At 44.8% G+C, this 25130-nt stretch carries 20 protein-coding genes, 1 tRNA gene and 1 pseudogene; 15 read left to right on the forward strand and 7 right to left on the reverse strand.

Going from position 1 to position 25130, the window contains the following annotated elements; all coding sequences use genetic code 11:
• Positions 1 to 33: 33 nt before the first annotated feature.
• Positions 34 to 1005 (forward strand): Smr/MutS family protein, encoded by a 972-nt coding sequence (locus DTQ70_RS11515; RefSeq protein WP_122930932.1) that lies wholly within the window; start codon positions 34 to 36, stop codon positions 1003 to 1005.
• A gap of 65 nt (positions 1006 to 1070) precedes the next feature.
• Here the strand turns inward: DTQ70_RS11515 and DTQ70_RS11520 are convergent, their stop codons facing one another.
• Both DTQ70_RS11520 and DTQ70_RS11525 read right to left on the reverse strand, forming a co-directional pair.
• A complete protein-coding gene (locus DTQ70_RS11520) occupies positions 1071 to 1415 on the reverse strand; it encodes a transmembrane 220 family protein (protein ID WP_122930933.1) in 345 nt (114 codons plus the stop codon).
• 33 nt (positions 1416 to 1448) lie between these two features.
• The gene (locus tag DTQ70_RS11525) at positions 1449 to 1772 is read right to left on the reverse strand and encodes a cupin domain-containing protein (protein WP_122934376.1); all 324 of its coding nucleotides are present in this window, start codon (positions 1770 to 1772) and stop codon (positions 1449 to 1451) included.
• 62 nt (positions 1773 to 1834) lie between these two features.
• Between DTQ70_RS11525 and DTQ70_RS11530 the strand changes: the two genes are divergently transcribed.
• The 3 genes from DTQ70_RS11530 to DTQ70_RS11540 all read left to right on the forward strand — a co-directional run bounded on the left by DTQ70_RS11530 (position 1835) and on the right by DTQ70_RS11540 (position 5006).
• The gene (locus DTQ70_RS11530; RefSeq protein WP_122930934.1) at positions 1835 to 3742 is read left to right on the forward strand and encodes a M14 family metallopeptidase; all 1908 of its coding nucleotides are present in this window, start codon (positions 1835 to 1837) and stop codon (positions 3740 to 3742) included.
• A gap of 81 nt (positions 3743 to 3823) precedes the next feature.
• A complete protein-coding gene (locus tag DTQ70_RS11535) occupies positions 3824 to 4510 on the forward strand; it encodes a M949_RS01915 family surface polysaccharide biosynthesis protein (protein ID WP_122930935.1) in 687 nt (228 codons plus the stop codon).
• A gap of 25 nt (positions 4511 to 4535) precedes the next feature.
• The gene (locus DTQ70_RS11540) at positions 4536 to 5006 is read left to right on the forward strand and encodes a hypothetical protein (protein WP_122930936.1); all 471 of its coding nucleotides are present in this window, start codon (positions 4536 to 4538) and stop codon (positions 5004 to 5006) included.
• A gap of 54 nt (positions 5007 to 5060) precedes the next feature.
• Here DTQ70_RS11540 and DTQ70_RS11545 read toward each other — a convergent pair whose 3' ends face one another.
• Together DTQ70_RS11545 and DTQ70_RS11550 are read right to left on the reverse strand one after the other, a co-directional pair.
• A complete protein-coding gene (locus tag DTQ70_RS11545) occupies positions 5061 to 5759 on the reverse strand; it encodes a TerC family protein (protein WP_122930937.1) in 699 nt (232 codons plus the stop codon).
• Positions 5760 to 5801: 42 nt separating this feature from the next.
• Positions 5802 to 7946 carry a S9 family peptidase gene (locus DTQ70_RS11550; protein ID WP_122930938.1) on the reverse strand — a complete coding sequence of 715 codons (2145 nt, stop codon included), beginning with the start codon at positions 7944 to 7946 and terminating at the stop codon, positions 5802 to 5804.
• 185 nt (positions 7947 to 8131) lie between these two features.
• On the opposite strand from DTQ70_RS11550, the gene DTQ70_RS11555 reads away from it, so the two are divergent.
• The 6 genes from DTQ70_RS11555 to DTQ70_RS11580 all read left to right on the forward strand — a co-directional run bounded on the left by DTQ70_RS11555 (position 8132) and on the right by DTQ70_RS11580 (position 15651).
• Positions 8132 to 9286 (forward strand): DUF4249 domain-containing protein, encoded by a 1155-nt coding sequence (locus tag DTQ70_RS11555; protein ID WP_122930939.1) that lies wholly within the window; start codon positions 8132 to 8134, stop codon positions 9284 to 9286.
• A gap of 58 nt (positions 9287 to 9344) precedes the next feature.
• Entirely contained in the window at positions 9345 to 11762 is a 2418-nt protein-coding gene (locus DTQ70_RS11560; protein ID WP_122930940.1) for a TonB-dependent receptor, read from the forward strand.
• A 32-nt stretch (positions 11763 to 11794) separates the two neighbouring features.
• Complete coding sequence (locus DTQ70_RS11565) at positions 11795 to 13954, forward strand: 3-hydroxyacyl-CoA dehydrogenase NAD-binding domain-containing protein (RefSeq protein WP_122930941.1); 2160 nt, start codon at positions 11795 to 11797, stop codon at positions 13952 to 13954.
• Positions 13955 to 14186: 232 nt separating this feature from the next.
• Positions 14187 to 14260 (forward strand) — tRNA-Arg (locus DTQ70_RS11570).
• Between the two features lie 72 nt (positions 14261 to 14332).
• Positions 14333 to 14575 carry a winged helix-turn-helix transcriptional regulator gene (locus tag DTQ70_RS31195; protein ID WP_122930942.1) on the forward strand — a complete coding sequence of 81 codons (243 nt, stop codon included), beginning with the start codon at positions 14333 to 14335 and terminating at the stop codon, positions 14573 to 14575.
• A gap of 23 nt (positions 14576 to 14598) precedes the next feature.
• Positions 14599 to 15651: an alpha/beta fold hydrolase gene (locus DTQ70_RS11580; protein WP_122930943.1), complete on the forward strand. Its 1053-nt coding sequence runs from the start codon at positions 14599 to 14601 to the stop codon at positions 15649 to 15651.
• 101 nt (positions 15652 to 15752) lie between these two features.
• On the opposite strand, the gene DTQ70_RS11585 is transcribed toward DTQ70_RS11580, so the two are convergent.
• A complete protein-coding gene (locus DTQ70_RS11585) occupies positions 15753 to 18026 on the reverse strand; it encodes an aconitate hydratase (protein WP_122930944.1) in 2274 nt (757 codons plus the stop codon).
• Positions 18027 to 18277: 251 nt separating this feature from the next.
• Between DTQ70_RS11585 and DTQ70_RS11590 the strand changes: the two genes are divergently transcribed.
• The 4 genes and pseudogenes from DTQ70_RS11590 (at position 18278) to DTQ70_RS11605 (ending at position 23243) form a co-directional block, all read left to right on the forward strand.
• On the forward strand, positions 18278 to 19516 hold the full coding sequence (locus tag DTQ70_RS11590; protein WP_122934377.1) for a NupC/NupG family nucleoside CNT transporter: 1239 nt from the start codon (positions 18278 to 18280) through the stop codon (positions 19514 to 19516).
• 69 nt (positions 19517 to 19585) lie between these two features.
• Positions 19586 to 20374, forward strand: a complete 789-nt coding sequence (locus DTQ70_RS11595; protein WP_122930945.1) for a M48 family metalloprotease — start codon at positions 19586 to 19588, stop codon at positions 20372 to 20374.
• Positions 20371 to 22563: a DPP IV N-terminal domain-containing protein gene (locus tag DTQ70_RS11600; protein WP_122930946.1), complete on the forward strand. Its 2193-nt coding sequence runs from the start codon at positions 20371 to 20373 to the stop codon at positions 22561 to 22563. The genes DTQ70_RS11595 and DTQ70_RS11600 overlap by 4 nt, the downstream gene beginning before the upstream one ends.
• Before the next feature lie 86 nt (positions 22564 to 22649).
• Positions 22650 to 23243: pseudogene (locus DTQ70_RS11605) on the forward strand (Uma2 family endonuclease).
• 71 nt (positions 23244 to 23314) lie between these two features.
• On the opposite strand, the gene DTQ70_RS11610 reads toward DTQ70_RS11605, so the two are convergent.
• Together DTQ70_RS11610 and DTQ70_RS11615 are read right to left on the reverse strand one after the other, a co-directional pair.
• The gene (locus tag DTQ70_RS11610) at positions 23315 to 23617 is read right to left on the reverse strand and encodes a ribosomal protein L7/L12 (RefSeq protein WP_206019697.1); all 303 of its coding nucleotides are present in this window, start codon (positions 23615 to 23617) and stop codon (positions 23315 to 23317) included.
• Between the two features lie 37 nt (positions 23618 to 23654).
• Complete coding sequence (locus DTQ70_RS11615; RefSeq protein ID WP_122930948.1) at positions 23655 to 24158, reverse strand: ABC transporter permease; 504 nt, start codon at positions 24156 to 24158, stop codon at positions 23655 to 23657.
• Positions 24159 to 24375: 217 nt separating this feature from the next.
• On the opposite strand from DTQ70_RS11615, the gene DTQ70_RS11620 reads away from it, so the two are divergent.
• On the forward strand, positions 24376 to 25128 hold the full coding sequence (locus DTQ70_RS11620) for a LytTR family DNA-binding domain-containing protein (protein ID WP_122930949.1): 753 nt from the start codon (positions 24376 to 24378) through the stop codon (positions 25126 to 25128).
• Positions 25129 to 25130 lie beyond the last annotated feature (2 nt).

Raw genomic sequence — 25130 nt, forward strand, 5'->3', positions numbered from 1 at the left:
TCAAAAAACAATAAAACAACGAACATTAGTACAATGAACATAGGCGATAAAGTCCGACTAATCCATTCCAAAGAAGAGGGTATCGTTACCCGAATTTTACCCAATAACGTCATCGAAATCGAAATCGAAGACGGTTTTCGTTTGCCCGTTTTAAAGCGTGAATTGGCCGTTGTTTCAGCCGTTGAAGCACAGGCTTTTCGTACGGTAAAGCCCCAAGCTACTCCCGATAAAGCCACCGATAGCCGCCCCACGGGTATCCGTGCTGAAAAGGGAATTTTTATGGCGTTTGTTCCGCTCAACGACCGCGAAATTGTGCTTCATCTCATCAATAACACCGACTGGGATTTACCTTATTCGCTCACTACTCCCACCGAACGCCACCAAAGAGGCATTGCAGGGGGGTATCTCAAGGCCAAAAGTGCCATCAAAGTCCACGAATTACTGATCAAAGATTTTGAAGACTGGGGCACGTTTGTGTTTCATTGCCTCTATTTCACCGTTGGGTTTTCTCCCGAAAGGGCTCCGCTTACGAAGCGTATTAAGTTTAGGGCCAATACTTTCTTCAATAATAAACGCAAAGCACCCATCCTTGAGAAGGACGCATACCTTTTTCAGCTCGATGCCGACGAGAAATTAGACCAGCCACTCAATGCGCAGGAGTTGAAAGAAAAAATGATGGAGAAAAATGAGCCTGAACCCGCTGTTTCTCTGCCCATTGAGCGTCCTTCTTCGGTCGTTGACTTACACATCGAAAAGCTGACGCGTGATTTTTTGGCGTTGAATAACAACGAAATGATTGCGATTCAATTGAAGACCTTTGAGCAGCAACTCGAAAAAGCCATCGCCAGCGGAATGGACGAAATTACGTTTATTCACGGCGTTGGAAACGGAGTTTTGCGTACAGAATTACACCGTCGAATGAGCAAGCACAAAAACGTAAAGTTTTACGAAGACGCTCAAAAAGAGAAGTTTGGCTACGGAGCTACTAAGGTAAAAATCAAGTAAGATATTACCTTCCCGAAAGTTTTGAACTTTCGGGAAGGTATAACGCACTTTCGGGAAGGTGAAACTTAATTCCGTAAAAAGCCCAAAATAACCATTCCTAAAGCACTGATGGCCAAGCCCAACGACTCACGGGCGAGTTCGATGTTGATGGAACGCATGGCCATTTCTCCCCAAAATACCCCTTCGTACTTAGGTGGCCACTGCTGAAAAGCCGCTAAAAAATAAGCTCCCGCCAAAATGAAAAACACGTAGCGGTTGGGGGCTTTCCCAAAAAATATACTCAAACTAGCCGCGACGGCAATCCCGTAAATCGGCATCCAAAGTCCTGGATCAGGATCATTGTACTGTACCAGAGTAAAATACGCAAATAAGATTGCTAAAATTAGCGACACGACTTTTTTTGGATTCATTTTTATTCGTTAGGTTAAATTACAACGCATTTTCTATCGATAATCCTCCCGAACAGGGGCAAAAACATCCATCACACGCACGTCAGTTAGCGCACGGGCTTGGTGCTCAACGTTAGATGGTATGACAGCCACATCACCCAATCGACAAATTCGGGTTTCTTCTCCGATAGTCAATTCGAGTTCCCCCTCCAACACGGTAGAAATTTGCTCGTGTGGATGCGAATGCCGTGGCAATATACTGCCCGCCTTTGCTCTAAAATACGAAATAGTCATATTCTCGCCGTGAATCATACGGCCAAACCAACCTCCGAAAATTTCCTTTTCGGGCGTCGATTCTAATTGATGAAAAACGTTCATGGTAACAGATTTTTGGCCAAAAATAGCTAATTTGCCCATTCAACAACACTCTCTAAATTCCAATGAAAACCCTTTCTACTCTTTCGCTCGTACTGATTTCTGTCAGTATTTGGGCTCAAAAACCCTATTACCCCGAACCAAAATGGCCCGAACAAGACACGGCTAACAAATTCTACACCGTCAAAGGAGAACGTCATGGCGTAAGTTTTTTCAAAAAACATTATTTCAAAGACGTCCAGTACACCCCCACCGACAAACTTGCATTTGATGTCTATCACTCACCCGATGTGATGTACCATTGGTATCGAAAATGGGCTGAACAATACCCCAATCTCGTTGATTTATACGAAGTTGCCAAAAGCTACGAAGGCCGCCCGATTCTTCAAATGACCCTCACCAACAAAAAAACGGGTAAGCATACCGACAAACCCGCAGCTTACTTTGAGGCAGGCCGCCACAGTGGCGAAGTTACCAGTAGCGAAGCGATTTTATGGCTAACCAAACACCTCCTCGATAACTATGGCAAAGACGCCGCCATTACCAAACTGATTGATACAAAAACCATTTATTTACGTCCCGAAAATAATCCCGATGGCTCAACCATGTATTTGTTTTCGGCCCAGCGAAATCGCAGTACCGTGCACCCCAAAGACGATGATCGTGACGGATTGCTCGACGAAGACCCCGAAGAAGACCTCGATGGCGACGGCGTGATTTACCAAATTCGTAAAAAAGCAGTCACCAAATCCGAAAAAGAAAAGGCTGACTTTATCTTAGACCCCCGCGACCCTCGTTTAATGAAACGCGTTCAAGAAGGAAAAGGAGAATGGCTCGTTTATACCGAGGGCATTGATAATGACGGCGATGGCAAGTACAACGAAGACGGCATTGGAGGGCTTGATAATCACCGTAATTACCCCGAAAACTGGCGCCCCGACCAAGGCGGTGACCTCACAGGACGCGGTTATACCCAAGGAGGGGCAGGTGAGTATCCGTTGAGCGAAATTGAAACACGTTCGACAGTACTGTGGTTGCTCCAACATCCTAATATTTCAGTGGTCAATTCGATGGATACGCGTGTGCCCATGCACCTGCGCCCACCGTCAACGTCGAAAAGCGAAGAAAGTATGTTTCCCGCTGACCTTGCTATTTACAAGCACATGGACAGCCTTGGGCTTTCGCACACCAACTATCCGTGGGCGGGCGATGTCTATTACACGTACGCCACTCGCAGCAAAACCGACCGCGTCACGGGTGACCCTTCTAAACCCCAACCTCTCTTTGGCCACGGCCCCGATTTCGGGTATTTTTACTATGGTTCTATCTGGTACGGCGATGAACTTTGGAATGGTGGTGCCATGAAAGATTACGACAAAGATGGTCAATATGACGAATACGACGGCTTAATGTGGGACGATGAAGCCAATAAAAAGAACGGCTTTAAACCTTGGACAAAATTTACGCACCCCGTTTTGGGAGAAGTCGAACTTGGCGGTTTTCACCCCAAGTTTTTTGCCCAAAACGGCCCCGCCTGGAACTTGGAAACCTGGATTTCAAAACAATCCCTTTTCAACTTAGGGATGGCTTTAGAGCTTCCGCAAGTGGAGTTTAAAGATGTTTCGGTGAAAGCTCTTCCAAACAAAGAATACGAAATTCGAGTTAAATGGAGCAATACGGGTAAACTTCCCGTTGCCCTTGAGCAAGCCAAACGCGTTAAAATCGTTCAAGAAGACCGCCTAACCCTTGACATCGACAAAAACCTACTGAAAGGGTTTGAAGAAGCAAAAGTGGTGATTACACAACCAACCTTGTTTGATAAAACCATTTTTGCGGGCTATACGGCTCCTAATGAAACCAAAGAAGGCGTTTTTCGTGTAAAACTCAACCAAACGGGAAGCGTTAAAGCAAAAGTTAAGCTGCTTTCGACGCGGGGAGGTTATCAAGAGAAAGAAATTGTGATTGGGCAATAGTTTTATTCCATTTTGGTCGATACTTTTCCAATTGGCAAGGTATTGGCCAAAATTTCCAGTCTTTTAACAACCTAGTATTCTATGCGTATCTTACTATTTTTATTGTTCATTACAACTTCTTTTACCCCTCTTTTTTCTCAGGTAGAAATACTTACAAACGAGCAAATTAACACGCTATTTCCGAGTAGTGTTCAAAAAAACTTTGCTATCAACTTCCCTATCTATCGCGCGTACAAATACTCCGATAAAACTGGCCAATATTATTGTTTATTGACCGAAAATATTGATAAAATAGTAAACAGAAAAGATACTCTTCATACTAAAATTAAAGCAGTTAATTTAAAAGTAGAAAAATCCTCTTTTGTCAAAGTTTGGGAGATCAATGATTTTGTTCTTGCCAAAGAAAAGCAAGAAAGTAACATCTGGTTTTGGACAAAATACACCAGTTTTAATGACATTGATAAAGATGGGTTAGTTGACCCTATCATTGTTTATGGAACAGCGGGCGCCAATGGATACGACGACGGAAGAATCAAATTTATCATTTATTACAAAGGCCAAAAATACGCCATTCGTCACCAAAATGGTGTACTGGATTTTGAACGAGAAACCCAAGTGGACAAAGCATTTTATTCACTTCCAAAAACAATTCAAGCCTCCATTCAACAAAAAATGGAAGCCATGACCGAAAACAATCAGGCTATTTTTCCAGCTGGATGGCAGGTTGCCATGCAAAAGCAGCAAACAACTTTTAACGAACGTCGTTAGTTAACAACCCCAGAATAACACTCTCATGGAAATCAAGCATCTATCTTCTCCAATTGACCTTAGTAACACCGCCAAGTTAGAAAATGCCTTCAACCAATTTGGTACTTTGTTAACTGAGTTACGAAAGAAGGAAATTCCCTCCCAACTCATCGACCGCATCAATACGGAAATAAATGAAATCAACTCATTTAGGGGTTCGGGAACAGACTTTGGGAAATTCATTAAAATGAAGCAATCAACTATTGTCAACCTTTTGGCAAAAGAGGTAAAAATTGTCCCTAAAAACTACTACCAAACGACTTGGATGAGTAGGGGTATGGCGGCTATTGGCATACCTATTGGAGTAGCTATAGGGGCTGCAACCAAAAATATGGGGCTTTTAGGGCTAGGCTTACCTATCGGACTAGGTTTGGGAGTAGTTGTCGGCAGTAAAATGGACGAAAAAGCGGCCAAAGAAAATCGGCAGTTGAATATTGTGTTGACTAAAAACTTTTAAATATAAAAAACTTTCCAAGTTTGACTATGAAACTTGGAAAGTCTAAATGCTATTTTAATCCTTCTGTGGCTTGATAGTTTTCATCTGAATTATATCCACCAAAAAGGCAAATGCCATCGAGAAATAGATATATCCTTTAGGAATTTCAAAATGAAATCCTTCGGCTAATAATGCCACCCCAATCATCATTAAAAAGCAGAGTGCCAGTATCTTGAAAGAAGGGTGCTTTCGGATAAATTCACTAATTGGTTTTGAAGCAACTAGCATAATTACCACCGTAACAATGACCGCTGTGTACATCACCCAAAGTTCTTGAACCATCCCAACGGCCGTAATAATAGAGTCGATAGAAAACACCAAATCCAATACGATAACCTCGGCTAACAACTGATTAAATGTGCTTTTTTTAGCAGTTGTAACGGTATCGTTTTTGTTGGCTTCTGTCTTGTGGTAAATCTCTTTGGTACTTTTATACAGAAGAAACAAACCTCCCCCAATCAAAATCAGCCCTTTCCCTGAAAATGGAATATCTAGCAGGGTGAATAACGTTTGGTCTAATTTTAAAATCCAAGAAATAAATGCCAATAAACAAAGTCGCATTACCATAGCTAGAGAAATGCCCCAAAACCTGAGCTTATTTCTCTGATTCTCTGGCAGTTTATCCGCCAAAATGGATATAAAAATAATGTTATCAATGCCAAGAATAACTTCAAGTGCAATGAGCGAAACCAAAGGAATGAGTATGTCTATCATTTTATTAAAAATTGGTTAGTGGTGTGATGTTAACAAACTTGTTTACTTCCCTATTCCCAATCGGCTAAGGATAAAAGCGTAGTTGAAGGCTTCGTCTTTGAGGTAATCAAAACGCCCCGTTGAACCGCCGTGGCCTGAGTCCATGTTGGTTTTGAGAAGGACTACATTCTGGTCAGTTTTGAGCGTCCGTATTTTGGCGACCCATTTGGCTGGCTCGTGGAAGCCAACCTGCGAATCATTTAACCCACCCGTAGCCAAAATATTAGGATAATTCCCTTTTTTGAGGTTGTCGTAGGGTGAGTACGTCATGATATAATCGTAGTCAGCTTTTACGTTGGGATTACCCCATTGTTCGTATTCTTGGGTTGTCAGCGGAAGATTAGGGTCGAGCATAGTATTTATCACATCGACAAATGGTACTTCCGCCACCACTACTTTAAACAAACCAGGGCGTAGATTGGTCACGGCTCCCACCAACAAGCCCCCTGCACTTCCGCCGTTGATGGCTAATTTTTCTGGAGACGTATATTTATCTTTCACGAGGTGCTCGGCACAGGCGATAAAATCGGTAAAGGTGTTCATTTTCTTCTGCAATTTCCCATCTTCGTACCACTGTTCGCCCAAATCAGACCCGCCACGAATTTGCGCAATGACATAGACAAAACCACGGTTGACCAAGCTAAAGATATTGGCATTAAAACCCGCATCCGACGAATACCCGTACGACCCATACGAATACAATAAACAAGGGTTCGTTCCATCGAGTGTGATTCCTTTTTTATGTACAACAGCCATCGGGACTTTAACACCGTCTTTAGCCGTTGCCCAAAGGCGCTTTACCTCATAGTCGTCGGGATTAAACCCACTCGGTACTTCGCGTTCTTTGAGCTTTGTGCTGCTGTTGGTCAGCATGTCGTAGTCGTAGGTAGTAGTGGGGCGGTTAAGCGAAGTGTAAGCGTAACGGAATTTTGTTGAAGTAAAATCAGGCGTGCCCATGGGATAAGCGGTATAGACAGGCTCTGGAAACGATATAGTTTTGGTTGTTCCTGTGGCAAGTTCCCGTACTTGCATCTCTAATAATCCATTGACTCGTTTGGTGATGACCATGTATTTTTCAAAAATATCGACCCCTTCTATTTTGGCCTTGGGGTCATGCGCTACAATCTCCTTCCAAGTACTGCGGTTTTGGTAGCCTTCTTTGGGTAATTCGTATATTTTTTGGTTTTTGTTTTGTGGATCTTTCCACGACACATAGTAGTGAGCGGGGTGGTCTGTAATGTTATATTCGACATCTTTTTGGCGCGGCAAAAACAGCACAAACTTACCATTAGGCTGATCGGCGGGCAAGATACGGGTGTCGCCGCTAGTGAAACTTCCCGACTGAATCGCAACGATGCGTTTGGTTTTTGAACGACCTACGTAGCAGTTAAATAGCTCGTCTTTTTCTTCATATACAAGTTCGTCTTTGGCCTTACTTCCGACTACATGTTTATAAATTTTGTGCGAACGAAGGGCTGCATTTGGCACCGAATAAAATACTGTTTGATTATCAGCCGCCCACGCAAGGCTACCACCCATACGACTGATGACGTCGGGGAGCTCTTTGCCCGTTTGTAAATCCCGAAAACGTAGCTCAAACTCAGCATAAGAACCTGTGGTGTTGCTGACGTAAGCCGCAATGTTGTTGTTATCGCTTACTTCATAGCCTCCCATGATAAAAGCCCCTTTTCCTTCGGCCATTTTGTTTTCGTCAAAAATGACTTCCTCGGCGGCGTCAAGACTGCCTTTTTTGCGACAATGAACACTGTATTGCTGCCCTTTCCCAACGCGAGAATAGTAATAGTATCCATTATCGAACGACGGTACCGACTGGTCTTCTTCTTTGATTCGGCCTTTCATTTCGTCAAAAAGCGTTTTTTGAAGCGCTTTGGTCGAAGCCATCACCGTATCAGCATAGGCATTTTCAGCTTTCAGATAAGCAATGGTTTCAGGATTGGACTTATCCTTTAACCAATAATAATCGTCCACGCGCTGGTAGCCGTGGTTAGTAAAAGTCTGTGGCTTTTTGGCAGCAACGGGAGCGGCAGGATATTCGGCTTGGGTGAGCACTTTTGTTTGTTCGGGAGTGGTTTTACAACCTCCCAAAGCCAAACACACCACAAGGGTGCTGGGAATGAGGTTTTTCATCGAAAATGGTTTTAGAATTTGGGGGTAATTTACGCAATGAAACCGCTATTTCCCAACGAAAAAAGTGGGACTCATCCCTTGTATTCATCTATAAAATAGCCTAATTAGTCTGCACATTGTAGTAAAATAAAAAGACCGAATAAGATATTCCTCAGAAAACTCGTCCTAAATTATTACATTTAGGGATGTTTTTACAAAGAGCCATCACCTTTATTATTCTCTGTTTACTTTGGGTTTCGTGCGTTGAAGTCTATGATGTAAACTATCGTTTCAATGCGGAGGTTATTACCGTAGATGGATTCGTAACCAACGGATACGGTCTGACTGTTACCTTGAAAACAGCTCGTTCAGAAAATGCCACCTATTATTCGGTCCCGCTGCGAAATTGTGAGGTCGAAGTCAGGGTAGGCGATGGTTCGGTTGTAAAACTAACCGAATACGAAAGTGGCGTGTATATGGCTCCCGCTACTTTTAATGGCCAAGTCGGTCAAACCTACCAATTACATTTCCGAACCCCCACAGGAAAAGTATATGAGTCAGAAAAAGAACAACTGAGGGCTTCCCCTGAAATTGATAAAGTCTATCACAAATACAACCGTGACGGCATCCTAGACCGCACAGGAAAACGAGTTGCTTTTTCTTCGTTGGATGTTTACGTTGATTTTAAAGACCCCGCCAATGAGCGCAACTTCTATTTGTGGCGCTGGACAGACTACGAGGAGCAAGGCTTATGTGCCACTTGCGAAGGCGGAAAACTCGACTCAAAAACGTTTGTGTGTATTCCTGAGCGTAACAGTCGGACGATATATGACTACCGATGTGATGCCCCTTGTTGGGAGATTTTTTACAGCAATGAAATTACCGTTTTTTCGGATATTTATTCCAATGGTCGCCAAGTTCAGGCCCAGCAAGTTGCCAAAATTCCGTTCTATGTGATGGGAGGTGGATTTGCCAATCGGGCAGCGCTGGTCGAAATCCAACAATTGGCTATTTCTCCTAATGCCTACGAATATTACAAACTCCTACGAGATCAAGCTCAAAACACTGGTAATCTGACCGATACACCACCCTCGGCCATTATCGGTAACGTTAGAAACATAGATGACAGCACCGAAGAAGTAGTTGGCTATTTCGGGACGGCAGGGGTGGCAAAATCCCGTCATTTTATTGATAAACGCCCTTATTCTAACGCCTACAAGTACCTCATGCTTGGGCGAGAACCTTCACTTGAGCCCGACACCCCTCCCATGCCTCCTTTGTTTGAGTCTCGCCCTCCTTTAGCGCCCTGCGTGCAAAGTGCTACCCGAACGCCCATTCGTCCCGCAGGATGGCTTTTGTAAAAGTGAGAAAGCCAATACCCCATTTTATTTTAACACCTGAGAAAACACTACAATTGGAATGAAAATAAGGCTACTTCTTTTTCTCTGGCTAATGGCGGGTACGGGGTATATATGGGCCCAACAACGCGTCAAGCACCCACCCACCCGACCGTTTGAACTGAGTGGCATCGTTCGTGATTCACTAACGGGCGAACTTATCAGCAATGCCGCCATTCGCCTAAATTTTGACAAATCTGGGCTTTATACCGATTCTACGGGCACTTTCACCATCATGCTCAGCAAAGCCGACTACACAGTAGTAATCAGCCGATTAGGATACCGTCCGCACCGCCTAAAACTCACACTTGACCAAAACATCCACTTAGACATCAAACTTCTCAACGTCGCCAAAGAGCTCGAAGAGGTTGTTATTTCTACCCAAGCAGTGGACGAAAATGTTGCTCGGCCTTTGCTAGGAGTAACGCAGTTGAACATTAAAACCATCAAACGCCTCCCCGCCATTTTGGGGGAAGTCGATGTACTACGAAGTTTGCAAATGCTTCCTGGGGTCACTTCCGTAGGGGAAGCCTCCAACGGGGTCAATATCCGCGGTGGTGCCGTTGACCAAAACCTAATTTTACTTGACGATGCCCCTATTTTTAACCCAACTCACTTGTTTGGTTTGTTTTCTGTTTTTCCGCCCGACGCCGTTTCTAGCATGGAACTGTACAAAGGAACGGCACCCGCTCGGTTTGGCGGGAGAGCTGCGTCGGTACTCGATATCTCGATGGCCAACCCATCCTTGGACAAATTTAAACTCCAAGGCGGCATTAGTTTCGTCGCCAACCGCTTGACCGCCGAAATCCCGTTGGTCAAAGAAAAAGTGGGGTTATTGATAACGGGTCGCGGGGCATTCAACGATTTTGCGTTTCAGTGGGGGCCTCAAAAATTAAAAAACATTCGGGCGAGTTTTGGAGATGCCGCCGCCAAGCTCTTTTGGAGAATCAATGATAAAAATACCTTTTCGTTATCCAATTATTACAGCACCGATTTCTTCCAAACCGACCTTCTTGGCGGTATCAATAACATCAACTCCGTTTCTACCCAATACGATTACAACACCCTCAATTTCACCGCTCGCTGGTTTCATGCTTTTCACGACCGACTCAACGTGCAAACCACAGCCGTTTTTAGTCAATACCGTCCTACCATCCTTTTGCCCGAGCTCAACAGCGATAACAAAGTAACGATTGGCTCCGAAATTCTTCAGCGACAGGCCAAGACCAACTTTAATTATACCCCCAACAAAGCCCATAAAATAGAATTTGGGGCAAACATGACCCATTATCAGTTACAGCCAGGCACGTTAAACCCTGGTGCCAACGACCGAGTTAACCCCTTGCGCGTCCCCAACGAATACGGGCTAGAATTGGCGCTACACGCGGAAGATGAAATCTCAATAAACGCCAAAACAACTGTTTCGGTAGGGCTGCGCTATTCGTATTTTATGGCCTTAGGCCCCGCCGCCGTGCGTTCGTACGCCGACGGTAGCCCCAAATCCGAAGCCAGCATCATCGACTCCACTTTTTACGGAAGCTGCAAACCCCTCCAAACTTACGGAGGTTTTGAGCCACGCGTGGGGCTACGTTATACCATCGACGAGCTGTCATCAATCAAATTTGGCTACAACCTCATGCGCCAGTATTTACAAGTAGTTTCCAATACCACCACTCCCCTTTCCACCTCACGTTGGAAAATGAGCGATGCCCACATTCGGCCGCAAGTGAGTCAGTTGTGGACAATTGGTTATTTCAAAAATCTTAAAAATAACATCTATGAGTTCTCGGTAGAAGCTTACTACCGCGCCACCCAAAACGTGCTAGACTTCAAACCAGGTGCCGATTTTTTGTTACAAAACTACATAGAAACCCAAGTATTGCAGGGACGGAGCAAATCGTACGGTTTAGAATTAATGCTTACCAAGAAAAAAGGCGAAATGACGGGTTGGGTCAATTACACGTATTCAAGGGTATTTAATTTGGTGAACGAAGGGCCTCGCTTCACCGAACGCATCAACGATGGCAAATGGTACCCTGCCAACTTCGACCGTCCTCACAACGTCAACATGTCGCTCAATTTTAGTGAGAACAAGTACCACAGTCTTTCGTTGACATTCACCTACGGGACAGGCCGCCCCTACACCATCCCCAACGGCTTTGTGAGTTTCCAAGGGAAGGCCTACCCCTACTATGCCGAACGTAACCAAGGCCGTATCAAAGACTACCACCGACTTGATTTTTCGTGGCAAATCAACAATCCATCTCTCAAAGACAAACGTTGGATTGGCAGCTGGATTTTCACCGTTTATAACCTCTACGGTCGCAAAAATCAGTACTCGGTATTTTTGAAAACCCAAGGAACAGCCTATACCGCCTACCAGCTTCAAATTTTTGCCTCCCCAATTGTATCTTTGGCATACAATTTCAAGTTTATGTAAAAATCAGATACTCACTTATCAATCAACAACCAATGGCCATTGATTATTCAGTAAAAGACGGGGTAGCGATGATTGTGTGGAACATGACAAGCTCGCCCATGAACGTCCTCAACGACGACTCAGTTCCTGCCTTTGGAGTAGCGCTCGAAAAAGCTTTCTCTGATGCCGACGTGAAAGGAATCGTCATTACATCCTCCAAGCCCGAGTTTGTGGCAGGAGCTGACCTAAAAATGATTTTGCGTAATCAAGGGGGCGACCCTGCCGAAATGCTCAAAATCTCCGCGGGACTTAACGAGCTTTTTCGACGCATCGAAACCAACGGCAAACCCGTAGTCGCGGCCATCAATGGCACAGCGCTGGGTGGTGGCTTAGAAATATGTCTGGCTTGCCATTATCGAGTCGCCCTCAACAACCCCAAAACCAAACTGGGGCTTCCCGAAGTAAAAGTTGGGCTACTACCTGGCGCGGGTGGTACGCAACGTTTGCCGCGGATGATTGGAATGCAAGCCGCTTTACCATTGATTTTGGAAGGCAAAGAACTCTCCCCTAAAGATGCCTTAGGTATGGGGATTGTCGATGCCGTCGCCGAAACCCGCGAAGAAATGCTCGAAAAGGCTTTTTCTTGGATTGCAGCCAATCCAAAACCGCTAAAACCTTGGGACGAAATCAATAAAAAAACGGGTAAAATTCAGGCCAAAGACAATTACAAAGTCCCCAATGGAGCCGTTCTAAGCCCCGTTGGAATGCAAACCTTTACGGTAGGAACGGCGATGATGATGGACAAATCGAAAGGAAATTATCCTTCGACTCAGCACATCATGTCATGCGTTTACGAGGGCTTGTTGGTCAACATCGACCGAGGCATTGCCATTGAAGCCCGTCATTTTGTCAAAGTTGCCACCTCCAAAGAAGCAGGTAATCTCATTAGGACGATGTTTTTGGGCTTAAACGAAGCCAACAAAGGTGCAAGTCGCCCCAAAGACATTGCCAAGACGGAGGTAAAAAAATTGGGTGTTTTGGGTGCGGGCATGATGGGTGCAGGCATTGCCTACGTAAGTGCGCTGGCGGGCATCGAAGTCATTTTAAAAGACGTCAGCCAAGAAGCAGCTGAAAAAGGCAAGGACTACGCACGTAGTTTGTTAAAAAAAGCCGTGGAACGCGGCAAATTCGACGCATTGAAAGCCGAAGGCGTATTGGACTTAATCAAACCGACAGCCAACGCCGATGATTTGGCAGGTAGTGAGCTAATCATCGAAGCAGTCTTTGAAAACCGCGAGCTAAAAGCCACCGTTACTCAAGAAGCCGAGCCTCAATTGACCGCAAATGGGGTATTTGCCTCCAATACGTCCACCTTGCCCATCACGGGTTTAGCAAAAGCATCAGCTAATCCTAAAAACTTTATTGGTATTCACTTTTTCTCGCCCGTCGATAAAATGATGTTGGTGGAGTTGATTGTGGGTAAAGAAACTTCTGACTACGCCCTAGCAGTAGCCATAGATTACACCCGTAAAATCAAAAAAACGCCGATTGTTGTCAACGACTCGCGGGGCTTTTACACTTCGCGGTGTTTTGGCACTTACACTTCCGAAGGAATGGAGCTTCTGAAAGATGGGGTAAACCCTGTCTTGATTGAAAACGCAGGAAAACTGGCTGGAATGCCCGTAGGGCCGTTGGCAGTCTCGGACGAAGTGGCACTTGATTTGGTTTATAAAATCGCGGGACAAGCCGTAAAAGACGGTGTACTGGCCGAAACCGACACTAGCTACCAAATTGGGAAACAATTTACTGAAATGGGGCGCTTGGGTAAAAAAGCCAAAGCAGGGTTTTACGAATACCCAGAAGGTGGCCAAAAACACTTATGGGAAGGTTTGGCCGAATTATTTCCCGTCAGTACCCAACAGCCTACGTTGGAAGAAGTAAAAACGCGTTTGTTATACCGTCAAGCGTTAGAAACGGTGCGGTGCTTTGAGGAGGGAGTGATACGAACGCGCCTTGACGCCGATTTAGGCTCGATTCTCGGCTGGGGTTTCCCTCCTTACGCGGGCGGCACGCTGTCGTTTGTCGATTATGTGGGCATTTCTACTTTTGTTTCAACGTGCGACCGCCTCGCTGATAGTTACGGAGAGCGTTTCCGCCCCACTGAGAAGCTACGAGCAATGGCAGCTGCGGACGAGGGCTTCATCAAAAAATAAAAAGAGTGTTGGTGGAAATTTTAATTTAAAGTCTCCACCAACACTCTTAAAAATAAAAATTTTTACTTTTTTTTCAACACTTATCTTTCTGAAAAACAGTACCATTGCCTTAAAAACGCGGATTTGATAAAAATATTTTTTCAAAAAAATCAAAAAAACGCTTGACAAACGCCCAAAAACGCCCTACCTTTGCAGTCCCAAAACAATGGGAATTAAATAAAAAAAACGACACGGTTGCGTAGCTCAATTGGATAGAGCATCTGACTACGGATCAGAAGGTTTGGGGTTCGAATCCCTACGTGACCACAAAAACCCCTCAAAACAGTTGTTTTGAGGGGTTTTTTATTGTTTGTTTCTGATAGGCATGGGGGGCAACGAATGTGCAAAAGCAAATGTACCAGTTCCTGTCTACGAATTTTACTGGGCAGGATTGAAGTACATTTTACGTCGGTGAAAATCTTGGCATTAATGAGGGAAGCCCCTGAAATAACAATTCCTGCATTGGCCAAAGAAACACGAATCGCCATTCACTCAGTAGAACGTGCTATTGAGAAACTTAAAAAAGAAAATAAAATCGAACGGATTGGCCCCGATAATGGCGGTTACTGGAAGGTTTTATAATCTCTTGTCAGCTTTTTTACACCATGCGTCTATTGTTATTCCTTTTGTTTTTTTGCTTCTCTTCCCTCCTACTTTGGTCGCAAGATAGCCCTTCTCAGTCAGTTAATATCAAAGCCAAGTACGATAGCGCTCGGGTTGAATTTACACAATTTGAGAAAAAACACGGTGGGTTTATACAAACCAAAAACGTAACAATGCACTACCTCGAATGGGGAAATCCGCGACATACCCCCTTCATTTGGGTGCATGGTAGCTTCACCAACGCCTACGAATTTGCTGACCTCGCAAAAGAATTGGTTCAAAAAGGGTATTACGTCATTGCGATTGATTATTACGGTCACGGCCAAACTCCCATTCCCACTCACGAAGTCTCGCTTTATCACGTCGCCGACGATATTAACACCCTCATGTCAGTCAAAAAACTGCCCAAAGCGTTCATTGGAGGCTGGTCGAGGGGAGGTTTCATTGCTACGGCGTTTTACGACGCTTATCCCGAAAAAGTACTAGGCTTGGTACTGGAAGACGGCGGGTCGGTAGCCACCAACACCCACTACCATCAACTACCTGATAGTACGTTGAATGCTCAAGTAAAAAATATTTTTACGGATAAGTTCTCCTACGCCGCCTTTGACACAGAATTTGAGGCATACAAAGCCTATTACGATTATTCATCGTCGGGCACTCAATTTGAACTGTTGGCTTGGCTAGGAAAGGATTCGGAGGGCAAATGGACGATTGGGGCGGGTGTCGAGAAGCTATTTCACATGCGCAACGAGGCTGAGTTTAAAGAAACCATTTTACGTCCTACCAAAGCATCGTTATTTGGGGAATCTATGTCACTCATTGAACCGAAAATTATTTACCGAAACCTGCACGTTCCTCTCCTGATCATCGACCCAACTTCTCCCAACGACCTTTTTCCCTTCGAGAAAGACAACGCCGCCTTACAACAGCAACATTCAAAGTTCATCACACACAAAATTTATCTAAATACAGGACACAATGTCCACTACGAGAAGCCGAAAGAGTTTTTAGAAGATGTTACAGCGTTTTTGAAAAGGGTTTCAGAACGTTAAAAGACCTTCCAAGTTTCGTCTGCAACAAATGGCCAAACTTGGAAGGTCTATAAAAGAAAAAGACTTTCTAAGTTTTGGCAACTTAGAAAGTCTAATTAATATTAATTTCCTGCTACTTGCGCACGAATGATATTAAGGGCCGCACCTGCTTTGAACCACTCGATTTGTTGTTCGTTATAGGTATGGTTTACCGTAATTTCATCGGTTGAGCCATCAGCGTGGTTGAGAACCAACGTAAGTGGCTTGCCAGGAGCAAATTCTGTCAATCCAACGATGTCGATTGAATCGTCTTCTTTGATTTTGTCATAATCTGCTTTGTCCGCAAATGTCAAGGCCAACATACCTTGTTTCTTCAAGTTCGTTTCGTGGATACGGGCAAACGATTTTACCAATACCGCACGAACGCCCAAGTGACGTGGCTCCATCGCCGCGTGCTCGCGTGATGAACCTTCACCGTAGTTTTCATCTCCAACCACAATCGTACCCACTCCTGCGGCTTTGTACCCGCGCTGGGTAGCAGGAACTGGCCCGTACTCTCCCGTTAGTTGGCTTTTTACGTTGTCAGTTTTCTCATTGAAGAAGTTAACTGCCCCAATCAACAAGTTGTTAGAAATGTTATCCAAGTGACCACGGTACTTCAACCATGGACCTGCCATTGAGATGTGGTCAGTTGTACACTTGCCTTTGGCTTTGATCAACAATTTCAAACCTTTAAGGTCAGTACCTTCCCAAGCGGCAAATGGATCGAGCAACTGCAAACGATTTGACGTTGGAGAAACTGCTACTTGAATACCACTACCGTCTTCTGCTGGTGCTTGGTATCCTGCATCCTCTACGTCAAAACCACGCGGTGGCAATTCGTCACCCGTTGGCGCGTCTAAAGTTACTTGTTCGCCATTTTCGTTGATAAGTGTATCCGTCAATGGGTTGAACGTCAAGTCACCCGCAATGGCCAAAGCAGTCACCAATTCTGGCGAAGCTACAAACGCCAACGTATTAGGATTACCATCGGCACGTTTGGCGAAGTTACGGTTGAATGAGTGAACGATGGTGTTACGCTCTTGTTTTTCAGCGCCTACCCGTGCCCACATACCGATACAAGGCCCACAAGCGTTAGCAAACACTTTTGCACCGATTTCATCGAATGTTTCGAGGAAACCATCGCGCTCAATCGTGTAGCGAACTTGCTCAGATCCTGGTGTAATGGTAAATTCAGCCTTGGTTTTAAGATTTTTCGAGGCTACTTGTTTTGCCAACGAAGCCGCACGAGCGATGTCTTCATACGACGAGTTGGTACAAGAACCAATCAAACCTACCTCCACTTTGGTTGGCCAGCCGTTGGCCGCAGCGGCTTCTTTCATTTTAGAAATTGGCGTAGCCAAATCTGGGGTGAAAGGCCCGTTCAAGTGTGGCTCAAGGTCCGAAAGGTTGATTTCGATTACTTGATCGAAGTATTTCTCTGGTTCTTCATAAACGCCTGCATCCGCCGTAAGGTGTTCTTTTACCGAGTTAGCAAGGTCAGCAACGGCGTCACGACCCGTAGCGCGTAAATAGCGCTCCATCGACTCGTCGTAAGCAAACGTCGAAGTCGTAGCACCGATTTCAGCACCCATGTTACAGATAGTACCTTTACCCGTACACGACATTGAAGTTGCTCCTTCGCCGAAGTATTCTACGATTGCACCCGTTCCACCTTTTACGGTAAGGATACCAGCTACTTTCAAGATAACATCTTTTGGAGAAGTCCAGCCATTGAGTTTACCTGTCAATTTAACCCCAATTAGTTTAGGGAATTTAAGCTCCCAAGGAAGGCCCGCCATCACGTCGCACGCATCGGCACCACCTACCCCAATCGCAATCATCCCCAAACCACCCGCATTTACGGTGTGTGAGTCGGTACCAATCATCATACCGCCTGGGAACGCATAGTTTTCAATTACTACTTGGTGAATGATACCCGCGCCTGCTTTCCAGAAACCGATGCCGTATTTATTAGAAACCGACGATAAGAAATCATACACTTCTTGGTTTTCAACTACGGCTTTACCTAAGTCTTCCGAAGACCCAACTTGGGCAGTAATTAAGTGGTCACAGTGTACGGTAGAAGGAACTGCTACTTTCGGACGGCCAGCTTGCATAAACTGCAACAAGGCCATCTGAGCAGTGGCATCTTGCATAGCTACACGGTCGGGTCCAAAGTCAACGTATGATTTGCCGCGCTCATAAACAGTAGTGGCATCACCTTGGGTAAGGTGAGCGTACAAAATTTTCTCTGTGTAGGTCAAAGGACGTCCTACTACGTTACGAGCCGCCTCCACTCGTTCACCGAGTTTTGCGTAGAGGCCCTGCATCATATCTAAATCGAATAACGCCATGGTATTAATATAGGATGAGTTAATTTTCCAGCCATAAAACTACAAACTGTAAAGCAAAATACCCTAAAATTCTTGCTAAATAGTTGTAGAAAGTCCTACTATCGTTCAAATTTTACCCCAATTTGGGGCAAATGAAGGTAGTATTTTTTGGAAAAAGGACGAAGAATTACCAAAAAACAAATGCCCTTCCTATCTTTACTCGCTTGATTCAATCAACTTTAAACCTAACTATAAGTCACCAAATACACTTCATGGAACGTTTTACTGGACTCATTGGTATCGTTTTTATCTTGGGCATTGCTTACGCCATGTCTAACAACCGCAAAGCAATCAACTATCGCACGGTTGGCGTAGGGCTTGGTTTGCAGTTTGGCTTGGCCGTATTTATTTTAAAAACGACAATCGGACAAAATATTTTTGACTGGCTAGGGCGTGCTGTCCAAAAAACGTTGAGCTTTTCTGACAAAGGAGCCGAATTTGTATTCAGCCCGTTGGTCAATGCCACCGTTCTCAGCAAGGCATTTGGTGAAAGCAATAGCTTTATCTTTTTCTTTAGCATCATTCCTACCATCATTTTTGTGGCGGTATTGGTCAATATGCTCTATCACATTGGCCTGATGCAACGCATTGTGGCGGTATTGGCACGCCTGATGAAGTGGTTGATGGGCGTCAGCGGTGCCGAAGCTTTGTCAAACGTTGCCTCGGCATTTGTGGGACAAGTAGAAGCCCAAATCATGATTAAGCCATACTTAAAAGGAATGACCAACTCGGAGCTTTTGGCCTCCATGACGGGTAGCTTTGCGTGTATCGCGGGCGGGGTGATGGCAACGTATATCAAATTAGGTGTACCTGCTCCTTATCTAATTGCGGCCAGTTTGATGGCTGCCCCAGGCGCTTTGGTAATTGCCAAAATTGTATTTCCCGAAACAGAAAATTCTGAAACAAAAGGGGTTGTAAAATTAGAAATCAAAAAAGCCCACGCCAATCTCCTCGATGCCATTGCGGCAGGTGCCAGCGAAGGACTTAAAGTTGGGTTCAACGTGGTTGCGATGTTGATCGGTTTTATCGCCTTGATTGGCCTCCTTGACTACTGTCTTGGCAAAGCAGGTGGATTGTTTGCTTTTCCACAATTAAGCCTCGATTTCCTTTTGGGGAAAGTGTTCTCCGTATTTGCTTGGGCCATGGGTGTTCCAGCCAAAGACGTAGAAGCCGCGGGTTCGTTGATGGGTACTAAGATGGTTATTAACGAGTTTGTAGCCTACCTTGACCTTGTAAAACTCAAAGATACGCTCGACCCTAAAACGATTGCGATTGCCAGTTTCGCCCTTTGTGGTTTTGCCAACTTTAGCTCTATCGCCATTCAAGTAGGTGGCATCAGTGAGTTGGCTCCGAGCCGTCGGTCTGACTTAGCACGTTTGGGCTTTAAAGCCTTGGTATGTGGCACATTAGCCTCTTACATGTCCGCTACAATTGCGGGGCTACTATTCTAATACTTTTCACCGTTCAACTTCCCGAAAATTGTAACTTTCGGGAAGTTCGATTTTCAACCCTAAACATCTATGCAACGTACGCGAATTGGTGGACGGCTTTTGATTGGGATTATCATGGCTGTCGTTGCGCTTTTTGGGTATTTCAGCAAAACCCAAGTCAATCCCGTGACGGGCAAAAAACAACAAGTAAGCCTCACGCCCGAAGAAGAAGTTGCCATCGGCTTGCAAAGCGCGCCCCAAATGGCTGCCGAATATGGTGGTCTATACCGTGATGAAAAAGTGCAATTTTTGGTCAAAAAAGTGGGGCAAGGCATCGTGCAAAGCACCGAAGCTAAAAGCTCTCCCTACCAGTTTGACTTTCACGTTTTGGCTGACCCCGAAACCATCAACGCGTTTGCCATCCCTGGTGGGCAGGTTTTTATTACTATGGGTTTACTCAAACGACTCAAAACCGAAGACCAGCTGGCGGGCGTCTTGGGGCACGAAATTGGGCACGTGGTAGGGCGGCATTCAGCCCAACAAATGGCCAAGCAAGAATTGGTAGGGGGATTGGCAGGGGCGGCCTCTACGGTTATGTCTGACCCCAACTCCCCCAGTAGCGGCGCTTACATTGCCCAGTATGTCGCAAACTTAATGAACCTAAAATACGGACGCGACGACGAATTGGAAGCGGATGATTTTGGCGTTAAGTACATGATTCAAACAGGGCGCGACCCCGAAGCAATGATTCAGGTCATGGAAATTTTGGCCCAAGCAGGTGGCTCCGAGCGCCCCGCCGAGTTTCAAAGCACGCACCCCAATCCCGAAAATCGAATCGTTAAAATAAAAGAAGCAATGGCTAAATACCGTAACCAATGAAACACACCTCATTTTTTCTTACCCTTCTCTTCATCAGCAGTACGTTATTCGCACAATTCAACCGTGGTGTCCAGTGGACAAAAGACGGCAATGCCTACTATCGCGTAGAAAACAAAGAAATTGTCCAGTATAACCTGCCTGATTTGCAAAAAAAGGTGGTCGTAAGTGCCGCTCAACTTACACCAGCGGGCAAAACCGACCCTTTGAACGTACGTAGTTACACGTATTCTAATGATTTCCGTAAAGTCCTCATTTATACCAATACCCAACGCGTTTGGCGCTACGATACGCGGGGCGATTATTGGGTGCTTGATTTGGACAAAAACACCCTTACCCAACTCGGAAAAGGCCGCCCCGTTTCTTCTCTTATGTTTGCCAAATTTTCTCCCGATAGTAAAAAAGTAGCTTACGTAAGTGAACGAAATGTGTATTCGGAAGACCTTGCTACGGGCAAAATTACCGCACTTACCAAAGATGGCACCACCCGCCTCATCAACGGTACGTTTGACTGGGTATATGAGGAGGAATTTGACTGCCGCGATGGTTTCCGTTGGAGCCCCGACAGCAAGAATATTGCGTATTGGCAAATTGATGCTACCAAAATCCGTAACTTCTTGATGATTAACAACACCGACTCCATCTACGCTTTCAACGTTCCAGTAGAATATCCAAAAGTCGGTGAACGTCCTTCTCCTTACAAAATCGGGGTAGTAAGTGCCAACGGTGGCTCTACCAAATGGATGAGCACCCCTGGTGACCCTGGCAATACCTACATTCCACGCATGGAATGGGGAAGTGCCAATGAACTCATCATGCAGCAGTTGAATCGTAAACAAAATGAATCGAGCATCTTGGCTGCCGACATCAAAACAGGAAAAACTACCCAGTTTTATACCGACCGCGACGACGCTTGGGTAGAAACCAAAAGTAGCTATTCGTGGAGCGAAACACCCGAAGGCTGGGATTGGATCAACGGCGGAAAAGAGTTTTTGTGGATGAGCGAGAAAGACGGCTGGCGTCACATGTACCGCGTAGCTCGCGATGGGAAAACTAAGAAGTGCATCACCCCTGGTGACTATGACATTATTTCGGTCGTGTTGGTTGATGAAAAAAACAACCAGTTGTATTTCATGGCGTCGCCCGACAATGCCACGCAGAGTTATTTGTACCGTGCCCCGCTCGATGGCAGCAAAAAAGCAGAGCGCGTTACCCCTAACGACCAATCGGGCTCGCACCGCTACGACCTCTCCCCTAACGCCATGTGGGCTTCGCATTCGTTTTCCAATGCCAACACATCGCCCATGAATGAGTGGATTCGTTTACCCGAACACAAAGCCTTGAAAGACGCCGACGATATTTCAAAAAAATTGGCGGCCAAAGCCGATGCTCCCAAACGAGTGGAGTTTTTCAAAGTAAAAACCGAAGATGGCATTGAGTTGGATGCTTGGATGGTAAAACCTGCCAGCTTTGACCCAACCAAGAAATATCCAATCGTTTTCACAGTTTATGGTGAACCTGCCAGTGCCACTGTTCGTGATAGCTGGGGAACTGGCCGCAATGGTTTGTACGCAGGCGACATGGCCAAAGATGGCTACATTTACGCATCGGTTGACAACCGTGGCACGCCTTCACCCCGCGGAAGAAACTGGAGAAAAGCCATTTATCGTAAGATTGGCGTCATCAATATTCGTGACATGGCGATGGGCGCCAAAGCTATGTTTGAGAAAAACTCATTCATTGATACTAGCCGCGTAGCCGTCCACGGATGGAGTGGCGGTGGTTCCTCTACCCTCAACTTGTTGTTCCAATACCCTGCCTTGTTCAAAACAGGCATTGCCGTAGCTGCCGTAGCCGACCAATTGACATACGATAACATTTATCAAGAACGCTACATGGGGATTCCGCAAGAAAACCGTGAAGACTTTGTGGCAGGTTCACCCATCACGCACGCGCACAAACTACAATCGAACCAAAATCTGTTGTACATCCACGGCACGGGCGACGACAACGTTCATTATCAAAATGCCGAGCGATTGGTTAATGAGTTTATCAAGCACAACAAACAGTTTCAGTTTATGCCATACCCTAACCGCTCGCACGGAATTTACGAAGGTGATGGTACGTCGAAGCACTTAAATACACTGTTTACCAAATATTTGAGAGAACACTGCCCAGCAGGAGCAAAATAAAAGTTGCCAAAAGAAAAACTAAAAGCGGCTTACACCTTCATATTGAGGGTAAGCCGCTTTTTTTCCATTCATTAAGTTGATTCAGTATGAAACAGCCACGTTTTAGTATCGAAGAATACCTTGCGTTGGAAAAAGAAACGGACACCAAATACGAATACCACGACGGCGAAGTATATGCCATGGCAGGTGGTACACCTACGCACAGTTTGATTTCAAACAATGTGGGCACCAGTTTAAATATTGCTCTCAGAAAAAAACGTTGCTTTACCTACAACAGCGATTTACGCGTGGCGACTTAACGCAATCGTTATGTTTACCCCGATGTGACGGTGGTTTGTGGCAAAGTTACTTATTTTTAAGAGTTAAAGAATGCGGCCAATAACCCAGTTGCGATTGTTGAGGTATTGTCGCAAGATACTGAAGCCTACGACCGTGGGGGGAAATTTATGCGTTATCGCATGATTGATACCCTAAAAGAGTACGTTTTAGTACACCAATACCTGCCTTTGGTTGAAGTATTTTTCAAAAATACGCTTGACGTTTGGGAATACCGCGCTTACAATAACCTGCAAGATACCGTTCAACTTCATTCAATAGATGTACAACTTTCGCTTGAGGACATTTATTTGGGCGTAGAGTTTTTGCCCTTTGACGAAGAAAATTGGAAGTTAATCCAGTAAGACCTGGATCAAATACAAAAAAACCACCAATACCTAACGTACTGGTGGTTATGCCCAACACCCTATCTACTTTATTTTACTTCCACTTCAGCCCCCGCTGCTTCCAAGGCCGACTTAATCGTTGCGGCTTCTTCTTTGGCAGGAGTTGTCAGAACCGAAACAGGTGCGCTTGCCACAATCGCTTTGGCTTCTTTTTGGGATACACCCAGCATCGACGCTACAACTTTGGTCACGTGCGCTACCGTTTTTTGATTTTTTGGCTGTAATAGGACAACGGTAAAATACCCTTCTTTTTCATCAACTACTTCTGCTAAAGGTTTGGCAATAAGCATGGTTGACAACGACAACATAGCAAGGAAAAGAAATGATTTCATTTTGGTTGAAAGTTTAAAGTGCAACATTTGTTAACAATTAGTCAGTCAATTCAGCAAAATCTTGCGGGCGAACTTTGAATTTGGGACGTTCTCCTTTGGGGACAATCACAATGAGATCTGTTGAAACCCGTGAACCGTTTTTCAACAAATAACCGCCTTCCACCTTCGTTGTCGTGCCGTTTTGTGTGTATGGCACATAAAATGCCTTTGCCTTCACGTTTGCCCCTTTAGAAGTCAGGCGCTTTCCAGTAGCATTCGTACATTCAAAACGCGCAATTGCCGACGGGTCACCTTCAAAAATGCTATTGAGGTTATCTCCTTCTTTTTTGAAATAAATCAGCATACACCCACTTTTATTTTGTGCTACTACCGATACTTCATACCGCGAATAGGTTTCTTCGGTACGTTCGTTACGAATGGTGTAACTAAATTCAATACCATTCAATGCAGAAGGCTTGTCTTCTGTCAATTCAAGTGCCGCTTGTGCAAAAGCTACGTTCAATGTCAGAAGGGTTGCGACAAAACTCAATACTATTTTCATTGTAAGAATAGAGGTAATAATTTGAATTAAAATTGATTAGCGATTTGACACTGCAAAAGTACACTGAAGAACTCCACTGCCTTTACCCAGTTCACGAAACGCAGGCCAACCTCCACCAACTGTTTATTTCAGTTCATAAAACCAAAAACAGAGGTGAGTTTTTTTAAAATATACCAAAACATGAAGTATCTTTAGCCGTTCGTTTCAACCCTTACCTATGCTCGTAAATGCAATTATTGTCGATGATGAGCCCTCGGCGCGTTCATTACTTCGGCAAATTCTTTCGGAACACTGCCCAGCAGTACGCGTACTTGAAGAGGCCGCTGACGTAAAATCGGCCGTCAAATTGATTAATAAACACGCCGTCGATTTGGTATTTTTGGACATCGAAATGCCAGAAGAAAACGGTTTTGCCTTGTTTGACTACTTCAATCAGCCTACTTTTCAGGTTATTTTTTGTACTGCTTATTCGGAATATGCACTCCAAGCATTTGAAGTTTCGGCCGTGGATTATATTCTCAAACCCGTTAGCATTTCTAAACTCGTAGCCGCCGTTGAGAAAGCAACCAAGCTAATTGGACAGCCTCAATTACCCCAACGCTTCCAAACTTTAAGGGAGAATTTAAGCGTTACCACCCTTCAAAAAATAGCCCTTCCGATGTCTGACAGTCTTGTTTTTGTGCAATTGGAGGATATTTTCTTTTTTGAAGCCGATGGCTCCTACACCCACGTAGTAACCAAAAACGGAAAGACATTGATCAGTAAAAAAATCAAAGAATTTGATGAATTACTCGGCAACGACGCGCGCTTTTATCGAATTCATCGCTCTTTTTTGATCAATACACACCAAATTAGAAAATACAACAAAAAAGACGGTGCTTCTGTCGAATTTGAGAACGGTTTGAGTGTGCCCATTGCCCGCGAAAAAGTCAAAGAGTTTGATGATTTTATTGCAGGTATTCGTGTTTAATA

The sequence above is a fragment of the Runella sp. SP2 genome (assembly GCF_003711225.1).
In the GTDB taxonomy this organism is placed as follows: Bacteria; Bacteroidota; Bacteroidia; order Cytophagales; family Spirosomataceae; genus Runella.

Coding starts and splice junctions, on each gene's coding strand:
- DTQ70_RS11555 (WP_122930939.1), top strand. CDS start 8,132: ATGTTTTTACAAAGAGCCATCACCTTTATTATTCTCTGTTTACTTTGG.
- DTQ70_RS11545 (WP_122930937.1), bottom strand. CDS start 5,759: ATGATAGACATACTCATTCCTTTGGTTTCGCTCATTGCACTTGAAGTT.
- DTQ70_RS11595 (WP_122930945.1), top strand. CDS start 19,586: ATGCAACGTACGCGAATTGGTGGACGGCTTTTGATTGGGATTATCATG.
- DTQ70_RS11520 (WP_122930933.1), bottom strand. CDS start 1,415: ATGAATCCAAAAAAAGTCGTGTCGCTAATTTTAGCAATCTTATTTGCG.
- DTQ70_RS11550 (WP_122930938.1), bottom strand. CDS start 7,946: ATGAAAAACCTCATTCCCAGCACCCTTGTGGTGTGTTTGGCTTTGGGA.
- DTQ70_RS11620 (WP_122930949.1), top strand. CDS start 24,376: ATGCTCGTAAATGCAATTATTGTCGATGATGAGCCCTCGGCGCGTTCA.
- DTQ70_RS11540 (WP_122930936.1), top strand. CDS start 4,536: ATGGAAATCAAGCATCTATCTTCTCCAATTGACCTTAGTAACACCGCC.
- DTQ70_RS11530 (WP_122930934.1), top strand. CDS start 1,835: ATGAAAACCCTTTCTACTCTTTCGCTCGTACTGATTTCTGTCAGTATT.
- DTQ70_RS11515 (WP_122930932.1), top strand. CDS start 34: ATGAACATAGGCGATAAAGTCCGACTAATCCATTCCAAAGAAGAGGGT.
- DTQ70_RS11560 (WP_122930940.1), top strand. CDS start 9,345: ATGAAAATAAGGCTACTTCTTTTTCTCTGGCTAATGGCGGGTACGGGG.
- DTQ70_RS11565 (WP_122930941.1), top strand. CDS start 11,795: ATGGCCATTGATTATTCAGTAAAAGACGGGGTAGCGATGATTGTGTGG.
- DTQ70_RS11600 (WP_122930946.1), top strand. CDS start 20,371: ATGAAACACACCTCATTTTTTCTTACCCTTCTCTTCATCAGCAGTACG.
- DTQ70_RS11580 (WP_122930943.1), top strand. CDS start 14,599: ATGCGTCTATTGTTATTCCTTTTGTTTTTTTGCTTCTCTTCCCTCCTA.
- DTQ70_RS11615 (WP_122930948.1), bottom strand. CDS start 24,158: ATGAAAATAGTATTGAGTTTTGTCGCAACCCTTCTGACATTGAACGTA.
- DTQ70_RS11585 (WP_122930944.1), bottom strand. CDS start 18,026: ATGGCGTTATTCGATTTAGATATGATGCAGGGCCTCTACGCAAAACTC.
- DTQ70_RS11525 (WP_122934376.1), bottom strand. CDS start 1,772: ATGAACGTTTTTCATCAATTAGAATCGACGCCCGAAAAGGAAATTTTC.
- DTQ70_RS11535 (WP_122930935.1), top strand. CDS start 3,824: ATGCGTATCTTACTATTTTTATTGTTCATTACAACTTCTTTTACCCCT.
- DTQ70_RS11610 (WP_206019697.1), bottom strand. CDS start 23,617: ATGAAATCATTTCTTTTCCTTGCTATGTTGTCGTTGTCAACCATGCTT.
- DTQ70_RS11590 (WP_122934377.1), top strand. CDS start 18,278: ATGGAACGTTTTACTGGACTCATTGGTATCGTTTTTATCTTGGGCATT.
- DTQ70_RS31195 (WP_122930942.1), top strand. CDS start 14,333: ATGTGCAAAAGCAAATGTACCAGTTCCTGTCTACGAATTTTACTGGGC.